At 39.1% G+C, this 23,819-nt stretch carries 17 protein-coding genes, 2 tRNA genes and 3 rRNA genes; 14 read left to right on the forward strand and 8 right to left on the reverse strand.

The window, feature by feature from the left end:
• Window positions 1-30 precede the first annotated feature (30 nt).
• Both mgtA and FHR28_RS07875 read left to right on the forward strand, forming a co-directional pair.
• A complete protein-coding gene (gene mgtA, locus FHR28_RS07870; protein ID WP_166782313.1) occupies window positions 31-2,778 on the forward strand; it encodes a magnesium-translocating P-type ATPase in 2,748 nt (915 codons plus the stop codon).
• Between the two features lie 12 nt (window positions 2,779-2,790).
• Entirely contained in the window at window positions 2,791-3,510 is a 720-nt protein-coding gene (locus FHR28_RS07875; RefSeq protein WP_166782314.1) for an MgtC/SapB family protein, read from the forward strand.
• 348 nt (window positions 3,511-3,858) lie between these two features.
• Here FHR28_RS07875 and FHR28_RS07880 read toward each other — a convergent pair whose 3' ends face one another.
• From FHR28_RS07880 to FHR28_RS07890, 3 genes are all read right to left on the reverse strand, one after another.
• Window positions 3,859-4,290, reverse strand: a complete 432-nt coding sequence (locus tag FHR28_RS07880; protein WP_166782315.1) for an acyl-CoA thioesterase — start codon at window positions 4,288-4,290, stop codon at window positions 3,859-3,861.
• Between the two features lie 228 nt (window positions 4,291-4,518).
• Window positions 4,519-5,322, reverse strand: coding sequence for an OmpW/AlkL family protein (locus tag FHR28_RS07885; protein ID WP_166782316.1), 804 nt, complete (start codon window positions 5,320-5,322; stop codon window positions 4,519-4,521).
• Between the two features lie 629 nt (window positions 5,323-5,951).
• Window positions 5,952-7,106 carry an iron-containing alcohol dehydrogenase gene (locus FHR28_RS07890; RefSeq protein WP_166782317.1) on the reverse strand — a complete coding sequence of 385 codons (1,155 nt, stop codon included), beginning with the start codon at window positions 7,104-7,106 and terminating at the stop codon, window positions 5,952-5,954.
• 120 nt (window positions 7,107-7,226) lie between these two features.
• On the opposite strand from FHR28_RS07890, the gene FHR28_RS07895 reads away from it, so the two are divergent.
• From FHR28_RS07895 to FHR28_RS07950, 12 genes are all read left to right on the forward strand, one after another.
• Window positions 7,227-7,730: a low molecular weight protein-tyrosine-phosphatase gene (locus FHR28_RS07895; RefSeq protein WP_166782318.1), complete on the forward strand. Its 504-nt coding sequence runs from the start codon at window positions 7,227-7,229 to the stop codon at window positions 7,728-7,730.
• 40 nt (window positions 7,731-7,770) lie between these two features.
• Window positions 7,771-8,799, forward strand: a complete 1,029-nt coding sequence (gene murB, locus FHR28_RS07900; protein WP_166782319.1) for a UDP-N-acetylmuramate dehydrogenase — start codon at window positions 7,771-7,773, stop codon at window positions 8,797-8,799.
• A gap of 13 nt (window positions 8,800-8,812) precedes the next feature.
• Window positions 8,813-9,961, forward strand: coding sequence for a YdcF family protein (locus FHR28_RS07905; protein WP_166782320.1), 1,149 nt, complete (start codon window positions 8,813-8,815; stop codon window positions 9,959-9,961).
• Window positions 9,961-10,992 carry an alpha/beta hydrolase gene (locus tag FHR28_RS07910; RefSeq protein ID WP_004719563.1) on the forward strand — a complete coding sequence of 344 codons (1,032 nt, stop codon included), beginning with the start codon at window positions 9,961-9,963 and terminating at the stop codon, window positions 10,990-10,992. Before FHR28_RS07905 ends, FHR28_RS07910 begins: the two co-directional genes overlap by 1 nt.
• 413 nt (window positions 10,993-11,405) lie before the next feature.
• Window positions 11,406-12,944, forward strand: a 16S ribosomal RNA gene (locus FHR28_RS07915).
• Window positions 12,945-13,003: 59 nt separating this feature from the next.
• Window positions 13,004-13,080, forward strand: a tRNA-Ile gene (locus FHR28_RS07920).
• Window positions 13,081-13,124: 44 nt separating this feature from the next.
• Window positions 13,125-13,200: transfer RNA gene (locus tag FHR28_RS07925), tRNA-Ala, on the forward strand.
• 406 nt (window positions 13,201-13,606) lie between these two features.
• Window positions 13,607-16,497 (forward strand): 23S ribosomal RNA (locus FHR28_RS07930).
• A gap of 167 nt (window positions 16,498-16,664) precedes the next feature.
• Window positions 16,665-16,779, forward strand: a 5S ribosomal RNA gene (rrf, locus tag FHR28_RS07935).
• The 16S, 23S and 5S rRNA genes sit together here with 2 tRNA genes alongside, the layout of an rRNA operon.
• A 236-nt stretch (window positions 16,780-17,015) precedes the next feature.
• Window positions 17,016-17,768 carry a hypothetical protein gene (locus FHR28_RS07940; protein WP_166782321.1) on the forward strand — a complete coding sequence of 251 codons (753 nt, stop codon included), beginning with the start codon at window positions 17,016-17,018 and terminating at the stop codon, window positions 17,766-17,768.
• Between the two features lie 146 nt (window positions 17,769-17,914).
• Window positions 17,915-18,640 (forward strand): hypothetical protein, encoded by a 726-nt coding sequence (locus FHR28_RS07945; RefSeq protein WP_154130912.1) that lies wholly within the window; start codon window positions 17,915-17,917, stop codon window positions 18,638-18,640.
• A 93-nt stretch (window positions 18,641-18,733) separates the two neighbouring features.
• Window positions 18,734-19,297, forward strand: coding sequence for a DUF4256 domain-containing protein (locus tag FHR28_RS07950; RefSeq protein ID WP_171527308.1), 564 nt, complete (start codon window positions 18,734-18,736; stop codon window positions 19,295-19,297).
• Between the two features lie 341 nt (window positions 19,298-19,638).
• Here the strand turns inward: FHR28_RS07950 and FHR28_RS07955 are convergent, their stop codons facing one another.
• From FHR28_RS07955 to FHR28_RS07975, 5 genes are all read right to left on the reverse strand, one after another.
• Window positions 19,639-20,751: a porin gene (locus FHR28_RS07955; protein WP_004719573.1), complete on the reverse strand. Its 1,113-nt coding sequence runs from the start codon at window positions 20,749-20,751 to the stop codon at window positions 19,639-19,641.
• A 221-nt stretch (window positions 20,752-20,972) separates the two neighbouring features.
• Window positions 20,973-21,389 carry an HIT family protein gene (locus FHR28_RS07960; RefSeq protein ID WP_004719575.1) on the reverse strand — a complete coding sequence of 139 codons (417 nt, stop codon included), beginning with the start codon at window positions 21,387-21,389 and terminating at the stop codon, window positions 20,973-20,975.
• Window positions 21,390-21,417: 28 nt separating this feature from the next.
• Entirely contained in the window at window positions 21,418-21,684 is a 267-nt protein-coding gene (locus tag FHR28_RS07965) for a YARHG domain-containing protein (RefSeq protein ID WP_004719576.1), read from the reverse strand.
• Window positions 21,685-21,765: 81 nt separating this feature from the next.
• The gene (locus tag FHR28_RS07970; protein WP_056511828.1) at window positions 21,766-22,638 is read right to left on the reverse strand and encodes an NAD(P)-dependent oxidoreductase; all 873 of its coding nucleotides are present in this window, start codon (window positions 22,636-22,638) and stop codon (window positions 21,766-21,768) included.
• Between the two features lie 9 nt (window positions 22,639-22,647).
• Entirely contained in the window at window positions 22,648-23,739 is a 1,092-nt protein-coding gene (locus FHR28_RS07975; RefSeq protein WP_056511927.1) for an alpha/beta fold hydrolase, read from the reverse strand.
• Between the last annotated feature and the right edge of the window lie 80 nt (window positions 23,740-23,819).

The following is a 23,819-nucleotide window of genomic DNA, read 5'->3' on the forward strand; positions in this document are numbered from 1 at the left end:
AAGTCTTTATTGCCAAAAAAGGAGAACATTATGCTTCATAATCTATGGCAACGTTTATTTTCTAATTTCATCAAAAAATATCATATTCAACACTTATTTGAACGTCATCGCTCATTTAAAGAATTACATCAAGCCAGTTATGCCAGTGAAATTAGTAAAAAGCTTTCACAAAGTTTGATCAATGCTTCCTATGTAGCTTCAGAGCAATTGCTCAATCATTTAAATACAACAGAGCAAGGCTTGTCAGCAAAGCAGGTTGAACAACGACAAGAACAATTTGGATTAAATGAGCTTGCGCATGAAAAACCACTGCCGTGGTGGAAGCATCTTTGGTATGCCTATCGCAATCCATTTAATATTTTACTTACCATTTTGGCTTTGGTGGCTTTCTTTACCGACGATATAGAAGGCACAATTATTATTACAACCATGGTTGTACTTTCTACGGTGTTGCGCTATTGGCAAGAGTTTAAGTCAAATAAAGCAGCCGCTGCATTAAAAGCAATGGTAAGTAATACGGCTACTGTGATTCGTCAAGTAGATTGGGATGCCCCAGACCTTGAAACCCTGCAATGCGACCTAAATCAAGGATCTCAACAGGTTGAACTTGCGATCCAAGATTTGGTCCCTGGTGACATCATTTTATTGTCTGCTGGAGATATGATCCCTGCGGATTGTCGAATTATCTTTGCAAAAGATCTGTTTGTTTCACAAGCGTCGATGACAGGTGAATCTATTCCTGTAGAAAAGTTTGCTGATCAAAAAGATCACACCCTGCAAAATGCATTGGAACTGGAAAATATTGTTTTTATGGGAACCAATATTGTGTCTGGTTCTGCAAAAGCGGTGGTGGTGAATACTGGGACACAAACCTATTTTGGAGCATTGGCACACCGAGTATCCCATGCAGATCGTGCAACGACTTCATTTCAAATGGGGGTAAATAAAGTCAGTTGGTTATTGATTCGATTTATGTTGATCATGGCGCCAGTTGTATTATTTATCAATGGCTTTACCAAAGGTGATTGGAGTGAAGCATTGCTGTTTGCTTTATCTGTAGCTGTGGGTTTAACACCTGAAATGTTACCGATGATCGTGACCTCAACATTGGCCAAAGGTGCAGTATTTTTATCTCGTAAAAAAGTTATCGTTAAACGTTTAGATGCGATTCAAAATTTTGGCGCAATGGATGTTTTATGTACAGATAAAACAGGTACCTTGACTGAGGATAAAATTTGTTTATCACAACATGTCGATGTAAATGGTAAGACATCACAACGTGTATTGGTACAGGCTTACTTAAATAGCTATTACCAAAGAGGGCTGAAAAATTTACTGGATGCTGCAATCTTGGACCATGCTGCACAAGACTTACAGGATCTAAATTTTAAATTTAAGAAGCTTGATGAAGTACCGTTTGATTTTGTGCGCCGACGTATGTCAGTAGTAGTCAGAACCTTACAGGGTAACGCACGTATTATCACTAAAGGCGCGGCAGAGGAAATGCTGAAAGTCTGTTCGCATGTAGAGATAAATGACAAGATTGAGCTATTAACGCCAGCCCATCTTGAGGCGATTCAAGAAAAAATACGCCAATTTAATCTTGAAGGTTTACGTGTTATTGCCCTCGCGTATCGAGATTTTAGTGGTAGATCAGATGACTTTTCTGTCGCAGATGAAAGTAATTTGATTTTAACTGGATATCTAACTTTCTTGGATCCACCTAAAAAATCCGCTGCACCTGCTTTAGCTCAATTGGCAGCGCATGGCGTCAAGGTCAAAGTGCTTACAGGTGATAATGAGTTTGTTACTCAAAAGGTCTGCAAAGAACTTGGTCTGGACTGTGAACATGTTCTTTTAGGTGGGCATGTTGAGAACATGACTGATGAAGAACTAAAATTTGCCGTTGAATATACACAAGTATTTGCCAAATTAAGTCCTGTTCACAAAGAACGTATTGTGATGCAGCTGAAAGAAAATGGGCATGTGGTTGGATTCCTAGGCGATGGAATTAATGATGCGGCTGCGATACGCAGTGCTGATATTGGAATTTCGGTTGATACAGCAGTGGATATTGCCAAAGAGTCAGCAGATTTAATTTTACTTGAAAAAAGTTTAATGGTACTTGAAGAAGGCGTGCTAGAGGGACGACGTACATTTGCCAATATGCTGAAATATATCAAAATGACGGCAAGTTCAAATTTTGGTAATGTTTTTTCGGTATTAGTAGCTAGTGCTTTTATTCCGTTTTTACCGATGCTACCGATTCATTTGCTGGTACAGAACTTACTTTATGATGTATCACAAATCGCCATTCCATTTGACAATGTTGATGATGAGTTGATTGAAAAACCGCAAAGCTGGAAACCAAATGAAATTGGACGTTTTATGATTTTCTTTGGGCCACTCAGTTCGATCTTTGACATTTTGACCTTTGCTCTCATGTGGTTTGTATTTCATGCAAATTCACCAGAACAGCAAACCTTGTTTCAGTCAGGTTGGTTTGTCGTAGGATTATTAACACAAACGATTATTGTGCATATGATTCGTACAGAAAAAATACCATTTATTCAAAGTCGTGCAGCAATGCCTTTGATAGTCATGACCTTGGTCATCGTGGCTGCTGGTATTTTCTTACCAATGGGGCCTTTTGCTGAGTACTTAAAATTACAAGCTTTACCATTAACTTATTTCTTATTCTTACCTTTCATCTTGCTTGGCTACATGCTGGTTGTGCAACTGATGAAAAAAATTTACATCCGTCGTTACGGGTGGTAATGGAGAACTCCAATGCAACTCCAATTCATGCAACATCTAGAATTAGCGAATATGCTAGATACCTTGATTAGTTTACTTGGCGCTTTTATTTTAGGGGGATTGATCGGGTTTGAGCGACAGTATAGGCAGCGCACAGCAGGCTTAAGAACCAATGTATTAGTCGCACTTGGCGCTGCTATATTTGTTGATATTGCCAATAACTTAACAGGTGCTGATGGTTCCGTACGTGTAATTGCTTATGTGGTTTCTGGCATTGGATTTCTTGGCGCAGGGGTAATCATGCGCCAAGAAGGGAATATTCAAGGACTCAATACTGCTGCAACCTTGTGGTGTTCTGCTGCTGTCGGTGCTGCGGCAGGTTGTGACCGTTTGGTGGAAGCTATATTAGCGACGATATTTATTTTGGCAGCCAATACTTTATTACGCCCTATTGGGCATATTATCGACCGTAAACCTTTAAATGTTGATTCGGAAATGCAACATGAAATTTATGTGGTTTGTCAAAAAGAGCACAGTAAATATGTCATGGATGAGCTGAATAAAGCTTTAAAGCGTTATCATTTTCCTGCTAAAGATTTTGATGTAGAACCTTTTGGTGAGCAAGATGTAGAGATTAGGGCGATTTTGATTGCGAATTCTGTTGAGGAAAAAGAAATTCAGCCGATTATTGAAATGTTAAATCAAATGCCTGAAGTGAGTCAGGCTTTTTGGGATCAAAATACCTTGGCTTAAAATGATGTTTATTTTTAGGGTGTCGGAGCTAAATAGTCTTAAGTGTCAATTTTTTAGGCTTAAACTATATAACGTGAGTTCGACTTAACTATATCTTTAACTTATTGAAAAGCAATGATCTTGACGGAGTCTTGCTGAACTGTCATTCAATTTCAGGATCAGCCTGCGGCTCGCCCTACTTTTGTTTCGGCAAAAGTAGGCAAAACCATTGTCATCCGCAAAACTCGTCGACGACCAGAAACGCATTCAATGAATCGCAGAAACAATACTTTATGAATGAAGTCCTGCCTCAGACAGTTGCGGATGACGTTTCCGCGTAACATATTTCATCAAAAACTTATATAGAACTCAGGTTGTATAGTCTTGCAAAGCATCTCGCATTTTTTGTGGAATCGGGGTGCTTTTCTTTGTCTCACGCTCTACGAATACATGTACAAATTGACCTTGTGCTGAAGCTTGAGTTTTACCCTGTTTGAAAATAGCCAGATCATAGCTCAGTGATGAATTACCAATTTTTGCAATGGCGACCCCAACCTCAATAATTTCTGGATAGGTGAGTTCTTCGAGAAAATGACACGAAGAATTTACCACCAAACCAATGATGGGTGAGTGATGTATATCAAAGTCGGTTTTTTGGATCAAGAGTGCATTCGCTGCAGTATCAAAATAACTATAATAAGTCACATTATTCACATGACCATAAATATCGTTGTCTGCCCAACGTGTTTGGATGGGTAAGATAAATGAGTATTGAGTGCGTAATTTTATTTCTGGTTTCATTTAGATTATTCATTCGAATAGATAAAAAAATTAATAGTGCTTTTTTGATCAACCACCAAGCCAAGGCTTTGCAAAGCTTTATAAACAAGTAACTTTATAGATGAATTTTGCATGTGTTTACAAGTGTTTTTAGCACAGTGCAACTATATTCAAGTGTAAAAATAAAAAAGCTCATTAAGTCTAACCTAATGAGCTTTTACAATTTAGAACTGATTCAGTCCAAATTGATTAGAAACGATAACCAAGACCTAAATAAGTCACGATTGGTTTAATCTCAATGCTGCTTTGGCCTGAAATTAAAGTGGTTTGTCCAGCTGGCGTTGTACCATTTACATTTAATTTTGCTTTTGTTGACAGGTGTGCATATGAAACAGAAGCAGTTGCATACCAATTTTTGTTGATATTGAAATCTGCGCCAAGGATTGCAACAGGTGCAAACGCGTCATCCACTTTAACTTTACCTAGTTCTGGCTTGAACGGGCCGATAGGTGAAGCTTTTAATGCATCATTGATTGCTGGATCAGTCTCAACATTTGAGAAATGAGCATACATCAAGCCTGCACCTACATAAGGGCGGATCTTGTTGTTAATTGAACCAAAGTGATAACGAGCAGAAAGTGTTGGCGTATAAGCATCTGTTGTTGCAGCTTTATCAAATTTATTTAGATCAACGACAGTATGACCATTAACTTTAATGCTACCTTTACCAGCAAGTTCCATTTCAGGAGGAGCGCCTAAAGTTAATTCAAGTGAAACATTGTCATTGACAAAATAATCAAGCATTAAGCCTGCTGTATCCGCATTTTGTACTTCAAAACCTGCATCCGGGTTATTGGCTTGTATATTCGCCAAAGGACCTAAGTAAGGACTATTACCAGTTTTACCATTTACGCCTTGTCCTTTACTTTGAGGCATAACATGTAACCAACCAGCAGAAACACCAAAAGTTTTACCATCTGAAGTTGCTGCGTGAGAAACGTTGCTTAATCCAAATGCTGCTAATGGCAGAATTGCTAATGTAAGTTTTTTCATAGAATCATTTTCCAATACTAGTTGTCTTAATTTTCCGATTAAGATCTGGCGCGATTTTAGAGTAATTATTTTAAAAATTAAATAAAAATTAAATAAAAACTAATTACTAGCTAGTCATAAAATAGTCATTTAATAGGTTAATGATTTGATAATTAATAATTTTTAAATAATTTTATTAAAAAACTTTAAGTTTGATTGATTAAAAAATATAACAAAACGACGCAATAAGATGGTTTTTTTCATATTTTGAGAATAACCAAGTTTAATTTTAATGTTGTATTTTTACAAGATTATAAATTTTTTTTAAAATTTAGCCCAATTTGATCTGATGCAGGCCGCATATTTCAAACACAAATTATAGGCCATATGATGGGTATTTTTATACTTAAAAATAAAACACTCAGCGAGTATGTATCAATTGTGCTTCATGTTGATTAAAGATCTTTTCATAAATCAAAAAATGATCATGTGGAGTGATTCATATTGGTATTGAAAGTGCCTTCTCCCATTGGAAGAAGGCTAGGATGAGGGCGCTTTTATGTTGATTTATGCTTTTAAAAAGGACTTATGAAAGAAGTCTATTTAAAAGCGCATTCAATAAATCAGTGCATGATCAATGTTGATAGATTTTAATAAATCGCCTGATAAATTTTTAATGCATCTGCGTGGAGTAGAGGCCTCGGATTATTTTGTAAAAGACGTGTTTGTAGCATGGCATCGGATGCCAATCTATCCAGTTGCTGCTCGTGTACATTTAAATCGCGTAATTTCAATGTCAAACCACTGTGATCCAAGTGTCTCTGCATATGATCTATAAATAAGTCACATAAGCCTTCTGTACTGCCTTTACTATAAGGATCAAGCCATTGCATTAACTCTGCATAAAGTGCTTTTGCATTAGGCGCATTGAATTTTAACACTTCCAATAAAACCAAAGCGTTAGTATGCCCATGTGATAAATGAAAATGACCACCTAAGGGGTATGCTAAAGCGTGTACAGCACCTACAGGAGCGTTGGCAAAAGCCTGTCCTGCAAGCATAGAGCCAACCAGCATATTTTGACGAGCTGCTAAATTTGTACCATCCGCCAAGACCAATTTTAAATTTTTATTTAAAAGTTTAAGGGCTTGTTTAGCAAGCATGTCTGCATAAAAATTCTTTTTAATTTTAGAGGTATAGGCTTCAATGGCATGCACCATCGCATCTATACCTGTTGCTGCTGTGATATGTGCAGGTAGGCCTGAGGTAAATGTTGCATCTAGAATTGCCACATCGGCATATAAAATGGGGGAAACGATACCTGTTTTGGTGGTTTCACCTGTAGTGACAATTGAAATAGGGGTGACTTCAGAGCCTGTGCCCGCTGTGGTTGGAATGAGAATTAAAGGAAGGCGAGGGCCTTTGACATTATTGACCCCATAGATTTCCTGAATACTTTGTGATTGCTTTGGATTTGCCAATATCGCGATGAGTTTGGCAACATCCATAGAGCTACCACCACCAAAGCCAATAACTACATCTACTTGATTGTCTTTGGCGAATTGAACTGCCGATAAAACAATTTGCTCTGCTGGATCTGCCTGTACATCGGCATAAATTTCATAGTCTAAATTGCATTGCGCTAAAATTTTTAATAGTGGCAAATGCAGTGCATGTTGAATCATGCCTGCATCTGTCACGATTAATGCTTTGTGGTATTGATTGCCTAATACTGTGCTGAGCTCTTGGATTGATCCTAAACCTGAAATAATATTGGCTACAGTTTGGAATTGAAAATGACTCATATGTATTATCCTTAATCTATCATCACAAATTAAACATTATTGTTTTAAGGTTCTATAGGATTCGCCTGCTAAATAACTTAACATAAGACTTTATAAAAGAAATGATCATTTGAGGTTGTTATGTCATCCAAAATGCCATACAAAGTTTTATGTGTGTGCTTAGGAAATATTTGTCGCTCACCCACAGCAGAGGTGGTTTTACGACACTATTGTGATGAAAAACGATTAAATGTAGTTGTGGATTCAGCTGGAACGAGCAATTATCATCCAAATAAATCACCTGATAGTCGCAGTCAAAAACATGCAATAAAAAGAGGCTATGATCTTTCTGGGTTACGTGCTAGACAATTAAAAATACAAGACTTTTTAGAGTTTGATTTGATGCTTGCCATGGATCATCAGAATTTTGCGGATATACAGCATTTGTATAACCAAGCCAGTAGCCAATTTGGTCTTGCTCAAATCAAAGCTAAAATTGCTTTAATGAGTGAGCATGATCACGTTTATCCACAACAGGCGCTTCCAGATCCTTATTACGGTGAAGCTGATGGATTTGAACGTGTACTTGATCAGTGTGAATCGAGTAGTTTGGCTTGGGTACATGTGTTTCAACAACAGTTTTAATGCAAGTGATTGAAATATTTTTAGGAAATAAATTTAAGTTATGAATATTGAATCACAGGTTCAGCTCAAACCCTTTAATACATTGAGTTTGAACTCGATTGCATCACATTATGTCAAAATACAATCTATCGTAGATCTTCAACAAGCGTTGCAGTTTTCTAAAGCACACGATTTAAACGTTTTACTGCTTTCAGGGGGCAGCAATATGATGCTGCCTGAGCATATTCATGCGCTTGTAGTTGCTATAGATATACAAGGTATTGAATTTTTAAGTGAAGATGCCGAAAGTAAAACAATCAAAGTGGGTGCAGGGCAAGTTTGGCATGACTTTGTATTGTGGACGACAACGCAACAACTTTATGGTTTACAGAACTTGGCTTTGATTCCGGGCTTAGTCGGCGCATCGCCTGTGCAAAATATTGGCGCGTATGGTGTTGAAGTCGGTGAATTTATTCAATCTGTAGAAGTCTACGATCGTCAATCAGCACAGACACTTTCAATTCAAGCACAAGATTGCCATTTTTCTTATCGACACAGTATTTTTAAAGATGATCCAGATCGTTATGTGATTACCCATGTGATTTTTAAATTACTTAAACATGCTGATTTAAAAGTAAATTATGGGGATTTAAAAGATGCAATGATGGATGATATGAGTGCTGAAAACTTACAAAAGCAAGTGATTCATATTCGTCAAAGTAAACTCCCAGACCCAAATGAATATCCAAACGTGGGAAGTTTCTTTAAAAATCCGATTATTAAGCAACAAGAGTTTTCACAATTAATTGCAAAATTCCCTAATATTCCACATTATCCTCAAGCAGGGAATCACGTTAAAATTGCAGCGGGTTGGTTGATTGATCAATCAGGTTGGAAAGGTAAACAGCTTAATCAGGTGGGAATGTTTCATAAACAAGCTTTGGTGTTGGTGAATTATGCCGATGCAACATTGACAGATGTACGCGCAACGTATCAGGCAGTACAAAAAGATGTTTTTGAGAAGTTTGGTGTGTACTTAGAACCTGAACCTGTGCTTTATAATGAATTAGGGTTAATCGAAAACCATTAAATTGAGTAAATATATGGTCAAACCGCATTGGATGGTCAGATTTCTACGAATAATTGCCATATTATTTGTATTATTCGGCTGTTTGGTCGTTTTTTGGTACACGCCATTTTATTCGACAATGATGGTTAAAATACTGAATAGTATTGTTCCAGTTGAAGTGAATCAGGTGGCGGCAAAGAGCCAGCAAAACGCTGCTCTTTCGGAGGCTGAAAACTTAGAACCTGGTTCTGATTTATGGATTGCTCGACAAGCCTATCTTAAGCTGATGGATGAAGCCATTAAGAGTAAAAATGCTCAGGATTTAATGCTACTCCAGTTACGATATAAAGCCTTGCAAGAAAAAATTGCTGAAGATCAAAAAAATGATGATGAAGAACAAAACAAGCCAGTAATTCCATTGGTGTCTGAACATGCTGCATCAGAGGTTGTTGAGAACCAATCGAACGATGTTGTTAAAAACTTATTGGATTTAAATAGTGAAGACAATAAGGCTTTAATGGATGAATATTTAACATTCTTAAAAAAATATAAAATTGATGAAAAATTACTTCAAGAAAATTCACACACATTGGCAAATGAATTGTCCAGTTCACAAGTACAAGAAGATCTTGAAAGTTTGCCTACGAAAATCAGTGAACAACCGAAGCCAATCAGTCAACCTTATGCAATTGTAGTCTTGGGCGGTGGTTTAACTTTAGATAAAAATCAAAAAGACATTATTGTGAATGACTATACCAAACTAAGACTTGAAACAACCTTAGCTTTAGAAGAGAAGGTTAAACTTCCTATTGTGCTGAGTGGTGTAGAAGCACCTTATATGCAAAAATGGTTATCTGAGCGCGGTGTTCAAGCAAAATTATTAGAAAATAGGAGCATGAACACCTGTGAAAATACACGCTTTAGCTCATTACTTTTACAGAAAAAAGGTGGTGCACCCACAGTCTTATTAATTACCGATCGTTACCATATGCCAAGAACACGTCGTTTATTTGCATTAAATGGTATCGAAACAATTCCTGTCAATGCACCAATGCCAACTCAATTAACAGCATGGCAGCCTAGTAAACAAAATTATGATCATAGTCGTAGAGCCAATTATGAAACTTTAGCAACAATCCGAGATATGTTGTTTGGTTCGAGTGGCTGTAGAGAGGTGCCTTAATGGCAGATATTCCATTTTTAAATCCAACAATTCTAAAGCAACTTGACTTACCTATACCAAGTCGAGATACAACACCACAACTATTAGAAGCCTTAAACTTAAATCGTGAATATATTCCAAATAAAGAAATAAAATCTTATCAACGTCTTTATGGTTTTGATCAACTGGACTGTGTGCAATGGCAAGGTTTTATTGATATGCCGTTGTTTAAACTTCATGTGCAAGTATTTAAACCCAATATAGATAAAATAAAAGGCACTGTGTGTTTGTTGCATGGCTATTTAGAACATAGTGGTATTTACCAACCGATTGTAAAAGAAATCCTTGAACAAGGGTTTAGTGTGATTACTTATGATTTGCCTGGGCATGGACTGAGTAATGGTTCGCCTGCAAATATTCAAAACTTTGACCATTACCAACAAGTGTTACATGCGGTCTATCAATATGTAAAAAATGCAGAGCAGCTTCCTAAGCCGTGGTTGGGAGTAGGGCAAAGTACAGGTGGTGCAATTTGGATGCATCATTTACTTGAGTATGCACAAAAACGTGAAAATCCAATTGTGGATCGGGTGTTACTGCTTTCACCATTGGTACGACCTGCAAAAACAGCGTGGTGGCATAATTCTATTGGTTTAGGAATTATTCGCAGAATTAAAAGAGAAGTTCCTCGTCACTTTAAAAGAAATAATCACAATCCTGAGTTTTTAAGATTTGTACGCCTTAAAGACCCGTTACAACCTCGAATGATGGGAATGGATTGGATTTTGGCAATGTCGAAGTGGATGTTAGAAATGGAAGCCTATCCAAAGTGCCGCATTCCGGTTTGGTTGGCGCAAGGTGCACAAGATCAAACTGTAGACTGGAAATATAATATTGATTTTGTACGTCGACAATTTAGATTACAGACCTTATTGATTCTTGAAGAAGGCTCGCATCAATTGATTAATGAGCGGGCAGATATACGTGCAGCATTAACTGGATTAATTCCTGCCTTTTTACATGCACAATCTTCTGGTGACTATTTTGAATAATAAATGTAGCTTACTTTTAAGCTGAATTTCTCAAAAATGCCTAAAAAATAGGTGAATTATGTGGTTTTTTGAATATTTAGATTAAAAAATAATCACACGATGCATTTTGTTGAAAATAGGGCTTGCGCTGGTTTAAAATCTGTATAGAATACGCAGCATCCCGACGTGATACAGCAAACGAACTTAGCTTAGAGGGTTAAGTTGTTAAATGTTTATTGCGTCTTATTTATCACTGACGAAGTGATAAATTAATCATTAAGAGAATATGAAGAACAACTTGTGTGGATTTTTACTGATTGATTAATCGAAATATTATCATTGATTGATTGGTTTAAATTACTCGAAGTTTATTTGAGAGAATTTGTCAGTACATTGATGAGCCAGAATTGTGACCTTAAGTCACTAATGATTTTTAACTGAAGAGTTTGATCATGGCTCAGATTGAACGCTGGCGGCAGGCTTAACACATGCAAGTCGAGCGGGGGAGATTGCTTCGGTAATTGACCTAGCGGCGGACGGGTGAGTAATACTTAGGAATCTGCCTATTAATGGGGGACAACATCTCGAAAGGGATGCTAATACCGCATACGCCCTACGGGGGAAAGCAGGGGATCACTTGTGACCTTGCGTTAATAGATGAGCCTAAGTCGGATTAGCTAGTTGGTGGGGTAAAGGCCTACCAAGGCGACGATCTGTAGCGGGTCTGAGAGGATGATCCGCCACACTGGGACTGAGACACGGCCCAGACTCCTACGGGAGGCAGCAGTGGGGAATATTGGACAATGGGGGGAACCCTGATCCAGCCATGCCGCGTGTGTGAAGAAGGCCTTATGGTTGTAAAGCACTTTAAGCGAGGAGGAGGCTCTCTTGGTTAATACCCAAGATGAGTGGACGTTACTCGCAGAATAAGCACCGGCTAACTCTGTGCCAGCAGCCGCGGTAATACAGAGGGTGCGAGCGTTAATCGGATTTACTGGGCGTAAAGCGTGCGTAGGCGGCTTTTTAAGTCGGATGTGAAATCCCCGAGCTTAACTTGGGAATTGCATTCGATACTGGGAAGCTAGAGTATGGGAGAGGATGGTAGAATTCCAGGTGTAGCGGTGAAATGCGTAGAGATCTGGAGGAATACCGATGGCGAAGGCAGCCATCTGGCCTAATACTGACGCTGAGGTACGAAAGCATGGGGAGCAAACAGGATTAGATACCCTGGTAGTCCATGCCGTAAACGATGTCTACTAGCCGTTGGGGCCTTTGAGGCTTTAGTGGCGCAGCTAACGCGATAAGTAGACCGCCTGGGGAGTACGGTCGCAAGACTAAAACTCAAATGAATTGACGGGGGCCCGCACAAGCGGTGGAGCATGTGGTTTAATTCGATGCAACGCGAAGAACCTTACCTGGTCTTGACATAGTAAGAACTTTCCAGAGATGGATTGGTGCCTTCGGGAACTTACATACAGGTGCTGCATGGCTGTCGTCAGCTCGTGTCGTGAGATGTTGGGTTAAGTCCCGCAACGAGCGCAACCCTTTTCCTTATTTGCCAGCACTTCGGGTGGGAACTTTAAGGATACTGCCAGTGACAAACTGGAGGAAGGCGGGGACGACGTCAAGTCATCATGGCCCTTACGACCAGGGCTACACACGTGCTACAATGGTCGGTACAAAGGGTTGCTACCTAGCGATAGGATGCTAATCTCAAAAAGCCGATCGTAGTCCGGATTGGAGTCTGCAACTCGACTCCATGAAGTCGGAATCGCTAGTAATCGCGGATCAGAATGCCGCGGTGAATACGTTCCCGGGCCTTGTACACACCGCCCGTCACACCATGGGAGTTTGTTGCACCAGAAGTAGGTAGTCTAACCGTAAGGAGGACGCTTACCACGGTGTGGCCGATGACTGGGGTGAAGTCGTAACAAGGTAGCCGTAGGGGAACCTGCGGCTGGATCACCTCCTTAACGAAAGATTGACGATTGGTAAGAATCCACAACAAGTTGTTCTTCATTGATGTATCTGAGGGTCTGTAGCTCAGTTGGTTAGAGCACACGCTTGATAAGCGTGGGGTCACAAGTTCAAGTCTTGTCAGACCCACCAAGTCTACTGAACACAGAAGAGCAGATATATTAAGATCTTAAGCTGGGGACTTAGCTTAGTTGGTAGAGCGCCTGCTTTGCACGCAGGAGGTCAACGGTTCGACTCCGTTAGTCTCCACCATCACTTACATTGAACTTAAAATGTTCAAATAGACGTAAGATAAGTTAAGAAATAAGCATATAGTTGATTAGATCCTAGAGATTAACAAATGGATGGCGTAGTATACGCACCAGTTGATAATCTCTGTGATTTATCACAGTTAACTACTCGCTGACGAGGCGGTAGTGAATCATTAACAGAATATATTTGAGTTGAAATAATTGTTTAAACTCGTTTTAGTTGATGTTAGCAAGCAATTGTTAATGTTGAATGAAATGAGCACTAGCGATAAAACTGAATCAAGCGTTTTGGTATATGAATTAAATTGAAGCTGTATAGTGATTAAATTCACAGGCAACAAATAGAAGTGATTAAGTTCACATTGTTGATCCTCCTTGTAGGGATTAACGACTGTTTGGGGTTGTATAGTCAAGTAATTAAGTGCATGTGGTGGATGCCTTGGCAGTCAGAGGCGATGAAAGACGTAATAGCCTGCGATAAGCTTCGGGGAGGCGGCAAATATCCTGTGATCCGGAGATTTCTGAATGGGGAAACCCACTTACCATAAGGTAGGTATCGCATGATGAATACATAGTCATGCGAGGCGAACGAGGGGAAGTGAAACATCTCAGTACCCTTAGGAAAAGAAATCAATTGAGATTCCCTCAGTAGCGGCGAGCGAACGGGGATCAGCCCATTAAGTTATATGTGTTTTAGCGGAAAGCTCTGGGAAGTGCTACCGTAGAGGGTGATAGTCCCGTACACGAAAGGGCACATATAATGATGACGAGTAGGGCGAGGCACGTGAAACCTTGTCTGAATATGGGGGGACCATCCTCCAAGGCTAAATACTCCTGACTGACCGATAGTGAACCAGTACCGTGAGGGAAAGGCGAAAAGAACCCCTGTGAGGGGAGTGAAATAGATCCTGAAACCGCATGCATACAAGCAGTGGGAGCCAACTTGTTTGGTGACTGCGTACCTTTTGTATAATGGGTCAGCGACTTATATTCAGTAGCAAGGTTAACCGTATAGGGGAGCCGTAGAGAAATCGAGTCTTAATAGGGCGTTTAGTTGCTGGGTATAGACCCGAAACCGGGTGATCTATCCATGAGCAGGTTGAAGGTTGGGTAACACTAACTGGAGGACCGAACCCACTGTCGTTGAAAAGCCAGGGGATGACTTGTGGATAGGGGTGAAAGGCTAATCAAACTCGGTGATAGCTGGTTCTCCCCGAAAGCTATTTAGGTAGCGCCTCGGACGAATACCATAGGGGGTAGAGCACTGTTTCGGCTAGGGGGTCATCCCGACTTACCAAACCGATGCAAACTCCGAATACCTATGAGTACTATCCGGGAGACAGACTGCGGGTGCTAACGTCCGTAGTCAAGAGGAAAACAATCCAGACCGCCAGCTAAGGCCCCCAAATTATAGTTAAGTGGGAAACGATGTGGGAAGGCATAGACAGCTAGGAGGTTGGCTTAGAAGCAGCCACCCTTTAAAGAAAGCGTAATAGCTCACTAGTCGAGTCGGCCTGCGCGGAAGATGTAACGGGGCTAAAACTATATGCCGAAGCTGCGGATGTATACTATGTATACGTGGTAGGGGAGCGTTCTGTAAGCCGATGAAGGTGTATTGAGAAGTATGCTGGAGGTATCAGAAGTGCGAATGCTGACGTGAGTAACGACAAAACGGGTGAAAAACCCGTTCGCTGAAAGACCAAGGGTTCCAGTCCAACGTTAATCGGGGCTGGGTGAGTCGACCCCTAAGGCGAGGCCGAGAGGCGTAGTCGATGGGAAATTGGTTAATATTCCAATACTTCTGTGTAATGCGATGAGAGGACGGAGAAAGTTAAGTCAGCCTGGCGTTGGTTGTCCAGGTGAAAGGCAGTAGGCATGCATCTTAGGCAAATCCGGGGTGCTCTATGCTGAGAGCTGATAGCAAGCTAGTTTACTAGCGAAGTGGCTGATACTATGCTTCCAGGAAAAGTCTCTAAGCTTCAGTTACACAGGAATCGTACCCTAAACCGACACAGGTGGTCAGGTCGAGTAGACCAAAGCGCTTGAGAGAACTCTGCTGAAGGAACTAGGCAAAATGGTACCGTAACTTCGGGAGAAGGTACGCTGCTGACGGTGATAGGACTTGCTCCTTGAGCTATTGGCAGCCACAGAAACCAGGCCCCTGCAACTGTTTATTAAAAACATAGCACTCTGCAAACACGAAAGTGGACGTATAGGGTGTGATGCCTGCCCGGTGCTGGAAGGTTAATTGATGGGGTTAGCGTAAGCGAAGCTCTTGATCGAAGCCCCAGTAAACGGCGGCCGTAACTATAACGGTCCTAAGGTAGCGAAATTCCTTGTCGGGTAAGTTCCGACCTGCACGAATGGCATAATGATGGGGGCGCTGTCTCCAGCAGAGGCTCAGTGAAATCGAAATCGCCGTGAAGATGCGGTGTACCCGCGGCTAGACGGAAAGACCCCGTGAACCTTTACTGCAGCTTGACATTGAACTTTGATCTTACTTGTGTAGGATAGGTGGGAGGCTTTGAAGTAGTGACGCCAGTTGCTATGGAGCCATCCTTGAAATACCACCCTGGTAATATTGAGGTTCTAACTCTGTCCCGTTATCCGGGACGAGGACCATGTCTGGTGGGTAGTTTGACTGGGGCGGTCTCCTCCTAAAGAGTAACGGAGGAGTACGAAGGTGCGCTCAGCGTGGTCGGAAATCACGCGTAGAGTATAAAGGCAAAAGCGCGCTTAACTGCGAGACCCACAAGTCGAGCAGGTACGAAAGTAGGTCTTAGTGATCCGGTGGTTCTGTATGGAAGGGCCATCGCTCAACGGATAAAAGGTACTCTGGGGATAACAGGCTGATACCGCCCAAGAGTTCATATCGACGGCGGTGTTTGGCACCTCGATGTCGGCTCATCTCATCCTGGGGCTGAAGCAGGTCCCAAGGGTATGGCTGTTCGCCATTTAAAGAGGTACGCGAGCTGGGTTTAGAACGTCGTGAGACAGTTCGGTCCCTATCTACCGTGGGCGTTGGAAATTTGAGAGGATCTGCTCCTAGTACGAGAGGACCAGAGTGGACGAACCTCTGGTGTACCGGTTGTGACGCCAGTCGCATCGCCGGGTAGCTATGTTCGGAAGGGATAACCGCTGAAAGCATCTAAGCGGGAAGCCTACCTCAAGATAAGATTTCCCTAGGACTTTATGTCCTCTAAAGAGCCGTTGAAGACTACGACGTTGATAGGTTGGATGTGGAAGTGCGGTGACGCATGAAGCTGACCAATACTAATTGCTCGTGAGGCTTGACTATACAACACCCAAGCAGTTGTATACGAAGCATCATTTGATTCATAAAAGATCAAACATACTTGATTTAGTTGTAAAGCTAGTTACAATACCCAACTCAAATGTTCTGTTAAACTCATTTGGTACGAAGTAAGGCATTTAAATAAGACCCGAACAAGTCCATAACAGTTTGCTGGCGACAATAGCAAGAGTGAACCACCTGATCCCTTCCCGAACTCAGAAGTGAAACCTCTTAGCGCTGATGGTAGTGTGGGGTTACCCATGTGAGAGTAAGTCATCGCCAGCTTTTAAATCTAAAACACCCCGATCTCTAGCGAGCGGGGTGTTTTTTTATTGTAGGTTTGAAGATGTATGAGAGAGTTGTTAGATAAAATAATAAAGTGGGATGATAGACACACATTTTTAAAAATAGTATAAATATTAAAAAGTATGTGTTAGTAATCAAATTAATTAAAATCAGTTATTTATAAGTCAGTGAATAATCTATAATTTTTTAGCAAGCATAATTAGGTTAAATAAATAATGGAATCAGTAAAAGCAATTATAATACCAGTTATAGCAGACTCAGTTTTAAGTCCTGATATTTACTATGGTAATGATATAACAGGAATTTATTTTTCAACACATGACGATCAATTTGGAAGAATTACATTTGATAAGTTTGATGCGATAAAAATTTGTCGTGGTGAAATGATGCCCTACAAATATGAGTGGGGAACAGATGAAAGTGGAACTTGGGTTTTTAGAATAGAAAACTCAAAATGGTTGGAAGAAAGATTCAATTATGAAAAGGAAAATTATGGACTGTCATATGGGTTTGGTGAAAATGTAAATGAAATGCTTATAGACTTTAAGCATTATCTCTTCTCATTTCATGATCAGTTTATAGAGGTGATTGCAAGAGGGTTCTGGTTTGAAAAATCTGAAGAAAGTTTATTTAAACAACCGCTTCAATCAGAACATCCATTTTCAAAGTTACCAGAAATAAATTCTACAATCTTTAAGAATGAGAAAATAAAATATAAGGTTATTTTCAATCCAATTCCTCTTGAGCAACTCATTAATAATAGTCAATTTTGCCAGCAAGTATTGCTTGAAGTTTCAACTGAGTTTCGAGGGGAATATTCAATTGAATATACTTTATTTCTCATGCAGCGACAGGGAAAATTAATCAGTGTATTGAGAAGTTTTTACGGAAAATCAATTTTTGAAAAAAATGGAATAGCATGTATAGATGATATAAAACTATTGATAGAAAAAGAAATATTTAAATAGTATTTATGTCACTTTGTATGAGGTAGGTTGGTATGGAAGACTTAGTAATTTATTTTTTTGACTAACGTAAGAAGTCAAATGAGTACTTTGAAAGTCGTACAAATCCCAAAATATTGAGGAATAATTTTAAAGAGTAATGTAAGAGAATGAGAATTAAACTATATCCAAATTTTAACGAAGTTTTTATCGATGACACTCTAAAAGGGATATTTTATCCATTATGTAGCGTAGTATTGGATCAGTATCCCGAAAATGTATTCCATTTTGTTTCTTCAAACGGGCTCTGGATCAATGAAGGCTTTGAAACGGAATATAACACTTTTCATTACACTCAATTTAACCTTATAGAAAATAAATATAAATTTAAAGGCAGTAAAGAACTTTATAAAGGTGCAGAACAAGCTCAAAATATTTTTGATAGATTAGAAAAAGATTTCGAGCATAATGGAAAACATTATTTAAAGACAAAAACAAGCACGGATGATTACATTGAAAACCAAAAACGAAATCTGAACTTAAAAGCAGATGATGAGTTCGACGCAGATTATTATTTACAAACATTTTATGAGTTTTCAATTAACAAATTGAATTTTGAATTGACCAATGAATTTGGTGCGTTTAAAAATGTAATAGAGGGTTGGATTAAAAATGATCAACTTAGCTCAATTGTTTATGACATTTCTTCAAATAATTCAAGTTTTACAGACATCGAGATGAATGCTGTGTATTTATTTCCAGAAAGTATTAATATTTCTGACAATGAAAAAATAGGACAGGTTATAGGTTGTGAATTTTTTACTGATGGCAATGACAGTAATTTGCTTTACAATAAAAATGATGGAACAATCTTGAATATTAATAGTTACTCTTAGATTAAAAGCCGCTGTATGCCTAAAAAGCGGATTTGGTTGCACTTGGTGGATAATGTTATGCTAGTAAAGGCTTAAAATCAGGCAGTAAAATAAATGATAAAACAGCGAGAAAAATTGAGTCCATTGCAAGTTGAAAACCTATTAAAAACCTTAGCACAGCGTTTTCAGCAGCATACAGAACGACATGCACAAATGAGCTGGGATTTTGTTCAGAAACAACTTTTACTTTGTCCTGAAAAGCTATGGGCTTTACAACAAATGGAAATGACTGGCGGTGAGCCTGATGTGGTTGTTTTAGCGAATACAGAAGGTGTGTATTTTTTTGATTGTGCAATTGAGTCACCAAAAGGGCGGCGTAGTCTGTGTTATGACCGAGAGGCATTACTCAGTCGCAAGGATCATCCTCCTGAAGATACGGTGATCGATTGGGTAAATAAGCATGCCTTAGCACTAATGACTGAACAACAGTATTATGCTCTACAGCAAATATTCAATTTTGACTTAAAAACATCTAGCTGGGTCGAAACTCCAACGATATTACGTCAGCAAGGTGGGGCGATCTTTTGTGACCAGCGTTATGGGCGTACATTTACCTATCATAATGGTGCTGGCTCATATTATGCGAGTCGTGGGTTTCGAACCTATATCAAACTTTAATTGTTAAAAATTGACAGCGTGAAATCCTAAGATTCTGTCGAGGTTGCTTATATTTTTGGTGTTTAAATATAACTGCTGTCATATCCTACATATTGATATTTAAGTTAATTATTTTTAGTTTTCGTTTAAGAAACTGTATGCCTATCCAACGATGAAATTCATGTTGCTAAACGAAAGATCTGTCATAGATGATGAAATGATATGTGCGCTATTTATAAGAGCGCTAAATTTATATGATGGTTACTCAGCTAATGAATATGTATTTTATAAAATGAGCTTTTGAATTATTGAGTCGAAAAAAAACGGCAAGATCACTTGCCGTTTTTTATTAAAGGGTCGGATTAGAAGTTATATTCCATACCTAAGCCAATAACAGTTTTCTTTTTCTCTGGTGTAGATGTAGTTGACCAATCACGCTTTTGTTGACCAACAACACCGTAGAAACGAGCTTGCTTATTGATGTTATAATCAGCGCCAATCCCGTAAAGGTCTTGTTTACGATCATCACGGCCATCTAGTTCTGTCGTTGCAGAAATATATTCAGCTTTTAGCTTAATCGGTGTAGATGGGATTACATATGCAGCAGTGATGCCATATGCATTTTCTTTTAAGCCTTTTAAAGATGTAACTGTTGTACCAGATGTTGTTGTAACTGTGTCATCAGTTGGTTTAGCAGTTTGCCATAATGCACCAAATACTAAGCCATCAATACCCGCTGGTTTTAAGTCGATAGAACCTGTAACACGAATTGCATCAGAATAAATTGTGTTACTGCTACCGATTTCAGCACCATATGCATTATATTTAGATGCTACACCAAAGTTACCTGCTACAGCTGCTGCCAAGCCGTAGTCTTTGTTGTCATAGGTAAGTGAGGTCGAGATACCATCACCAAAACTATCACGACTACCTTTTTGACCTTTTGATGAGTTGTTCACTGCAGATGATTCTTCACCTTGCTGGAACATGATGTTGAAAGCTAAACCAGCCAATAATTTTTTATCAGTTTCAAAACCAATCACGTTTTTTAAACGATCTTCACCAACTAAAATCGCAGTCATATCGAGTTCGTTGTGATCGTTGAAGATATCTTGGTTGTTACCAGCAGCATTTTTGAAATATGAATCAAACTGACCAACTTTTAAAGTTGCGATACCGTCTGATTTAATCCCCACGAAACGGTTACGGTTAGTGAAAGAAGATTCACCATCACCATCAGCATTGAATTGCCATTCTGCCAAGTAAACAGCAGATAATTTATCTGTTAATTTCTCTTCGCCTTTAACACCAATACGAGAAGCGTTAGAGTTTACTTTAGTTACGCTTTCGTCTTTAAAGCCATTCTTATCAATTTGATCTAAAGTTACGTTGAATTTACCATACAATGTTGGCGCTGCTTGAGCTGCGCTTATGCTAAGGGTGGCGATTGCTGCAGCGAGTAGCACTTTTTTCATTGAGATTTCTCCAAAACATGTTCAATGGGTTTGCAGTTACTTTTTTTATTCAGTAAGTGTGGGTTTGTGCACTACTTACTAACTTGCATGCAGTATCTGTAAACTTTGTTACATATCAGTGAAGAAAAAATGACAATTTAATGACGCGAATTTAACATTTGTGTAATTTTAATAAAAAAATGAGGCTTGATTAGCCCCATTGATTCTAAAAAGGTTTTTAATTAAGCCAGTGCAGCCTTAATTTTTTCAGCAAACCCTTTAATTTTTTCCTGATCGCCCATTTGAATAGCATGACGACCTAATTCATGCACCGAGCTCGGAATCAAATGAAAGTGTACATGAGGTACAGTTTGTCCAGCAGCAGCTCCAGAAAGTTGCATCAATACAATACCTTGAGCATCTAAAGCTGTTTCAATGGCTTGCGCTATTTTTTGCACAATCTTGATTGTATAAGCAGCAATTTCAGGATCTAAGTCGAGCAATGTCACTGCTGGCGTCTTCGGAATAATCAGGGTATGCCCATCGGCTTGCGGCATGATATCCATAAATGCAAGCACATGATCATCTTCATAAACTTTAATTGCAGGAAGTTCACCACGTAAAATTCGTGCAAATATATTCTGATCATCATAAGCCATGTTTATTTCCTTGAAGGTGTGAATGTGATTATTTACAGTTCAATTCTTTCTGACGTTCCTTGATAGAGTCAAGTTTTTGCTGCTCTTTTTCAGAAAATTTAGGCTTACTTGTATAACAATTGTCATTATTATATTTTGCTTTTGCTTCAGGATCTTTAAAACAGAACCCTTTTGATGCATAAATGACATTGTAATCATCTTGCAATTTTTTACATTCTTGGGTGTTATCAGCAAACGCGTGACTAGCGACTAAAATAGATAAACTAGAAAGTGTAGCAATTACATATTTATTCATGATACGGCCTCGAAATTGACATATTTACATGTCACTTAATGTGATTATAAGGTTTAGTTGTGATTATTCAATGACGAAAAATTAATCTAATGTAATTTTGCTCCATGATTCATACATTTTTACGGCGGTAGAAAAATCGCTATCAGGCTCTGAAAGACTATTGGCTGCGGTAATTAAGCTTTGTGTTAAACCAAGAATAGGTGCTGATAATCTTGCATCACGAACTAAATCAATGGCAATACCTGTATCTTTTGCCAATAAGGGTAAAGCAAAGGTCAGTGGAAAGCTACGATTGAGGATACGTTGCGGTAGTGCAGTTTCAGTCACACCACTTTTACCACTGGATGCATTGATACAATCAAGCGCTTCATTTAAATCTACCCCATGTGCTTTCAGCGTGGTAAATCCTTCAGCGGCAGCACATAAATGAACCGCCATCATCATATTATTTACAGCTTTTACCGCAAAGCCTGCACCTGAGTCACCAACACGTTTAATTAATTTACCCATCGCCTGCATTGCAGGCAAGGCAATTTGAAACGCTTCTGCAGAACCGCCGACCATAAAGGTCAGCGTTGCATTCTCAGCACCAATGGTTTGACCACTTACAGGTGCATCTAAGAAGTGAATATTATTTTTGAGAAGATACTCAGACTGTTTACGCGCAGCATCAGGTACACCACTGGTACAGTCGACCCAAATCGCGCCATTTTTGATCTTTAAATCTTGGATTAAATCATCAATATCTTGACTGGTTGGTAAACATGAAAAAATAATATCAGCTTGCACCGCTTGATCGAGTTCGACAGCTTGAGTACCAAACTCAGTTGCATGTTGCTTGGCCTTTGCAAAATTTCGATTCCACACATATACGGTATCAAAATGTTTGGGTAAATGTGCTGCCATACGATAGCCCATTGCGCCTAAACCAATAAATGCAACTGTAGTCTTCATATCTATCTCTTAAATTTTTGTCGATCTTTGTTCTAACCATCTGGACAGTGTAGGCCAAAATTCATCTGCACTTTTTTGACTAGACATTAGCCCTAAATGTCCCCCAGGAATAAGAGTAAACGTGACATCACTACTCTTTGTCAATTCGCTTAATGGCTTAACTGCATCTGCGGTGACCATTTGATCATTTTTTCCAGCCCCAATCATTAATGAACAGTCGATATTGCGAAGTTCAATTTTATGGTTACTGAGCTGAATTGCTCCATTTTTCAGTGGATTTTGTAGCCAAACATTAAATAACATGTCTTGATTGACACCACCGGGGTAATCCACCATGTGATTTAAAAAATTTCCAAGGGTAGCGTGTTCATGTAAAAGCTCTTTGTCGTCTAAATTTAGCAACAATTGCTTATGACCCTCATACCAACCCTTTGGATCTAAAATCTTAAAACCAATGGCATTGAGTAAGCCCGGGGTATGTATCAGTTTTTTCGGTAAACCACCTTTATATAACGTATCTTTCAGTTTTTGATTCTTTATAATCAAATTATTTATTTTTTGATAAAGTTTACCGATGCCACCCGATGCATAACTGTCAATTGGGCTGGCCAGTATAATTAAGTTTTTAACATAATTGGGTTGACGTAATGCCGTGTAAAGTAATACAAAAATGCCGGCCATGCTCCAGCCATGCAATGAAATTTGCTCACTTTGAGCATGTTCTCGGATTTTATTAATGCATAGCGGCATAGCTTCATCAATAAAATATAAAAAGTTTAAATTGCGATCCTGATAACTGAGTTTTCCCCAGTCCAATAAATACACATCATAGCCTTGTTCGGTAAAATATTTAATAAGTGAACGATAAGGGTAGAGATCGTAAATTGCCATATTGATCGACAATGGCGCAGTAAAAACCAAAGGTTCCTTAAATTTTTTTTCAGCAGCTGCGTAGTAACGCACTTTGGTTTGATGATGCTCTGCAATAATTTCATAAGGGGTACTTTGAGATAAAACCAATGACTTACCATTGAAGATACGTGTGGTTAGATTCTTCAATTTGGATTTGCGCTGTTGGAACTTAGCTGATACTTGTGTCATAAGCGGTGTTTGTCTCATTTTTATGCAGATTTAAGCGAAGTGTATGTGATAATTTACGATTTTACCTTGACCTTAAATAC

It is taken from the genome of Acinetobacter sp. BIGb0196 (genome assembly GCF_011759595.1).
GTDB classification, from domain to species: Bacteria; Pseudomonadota; Gammaproteobacteria; order Pseudomonadales; family Moraxellaceae; genus Acinetobacter; species Acinetobacter guillouiae.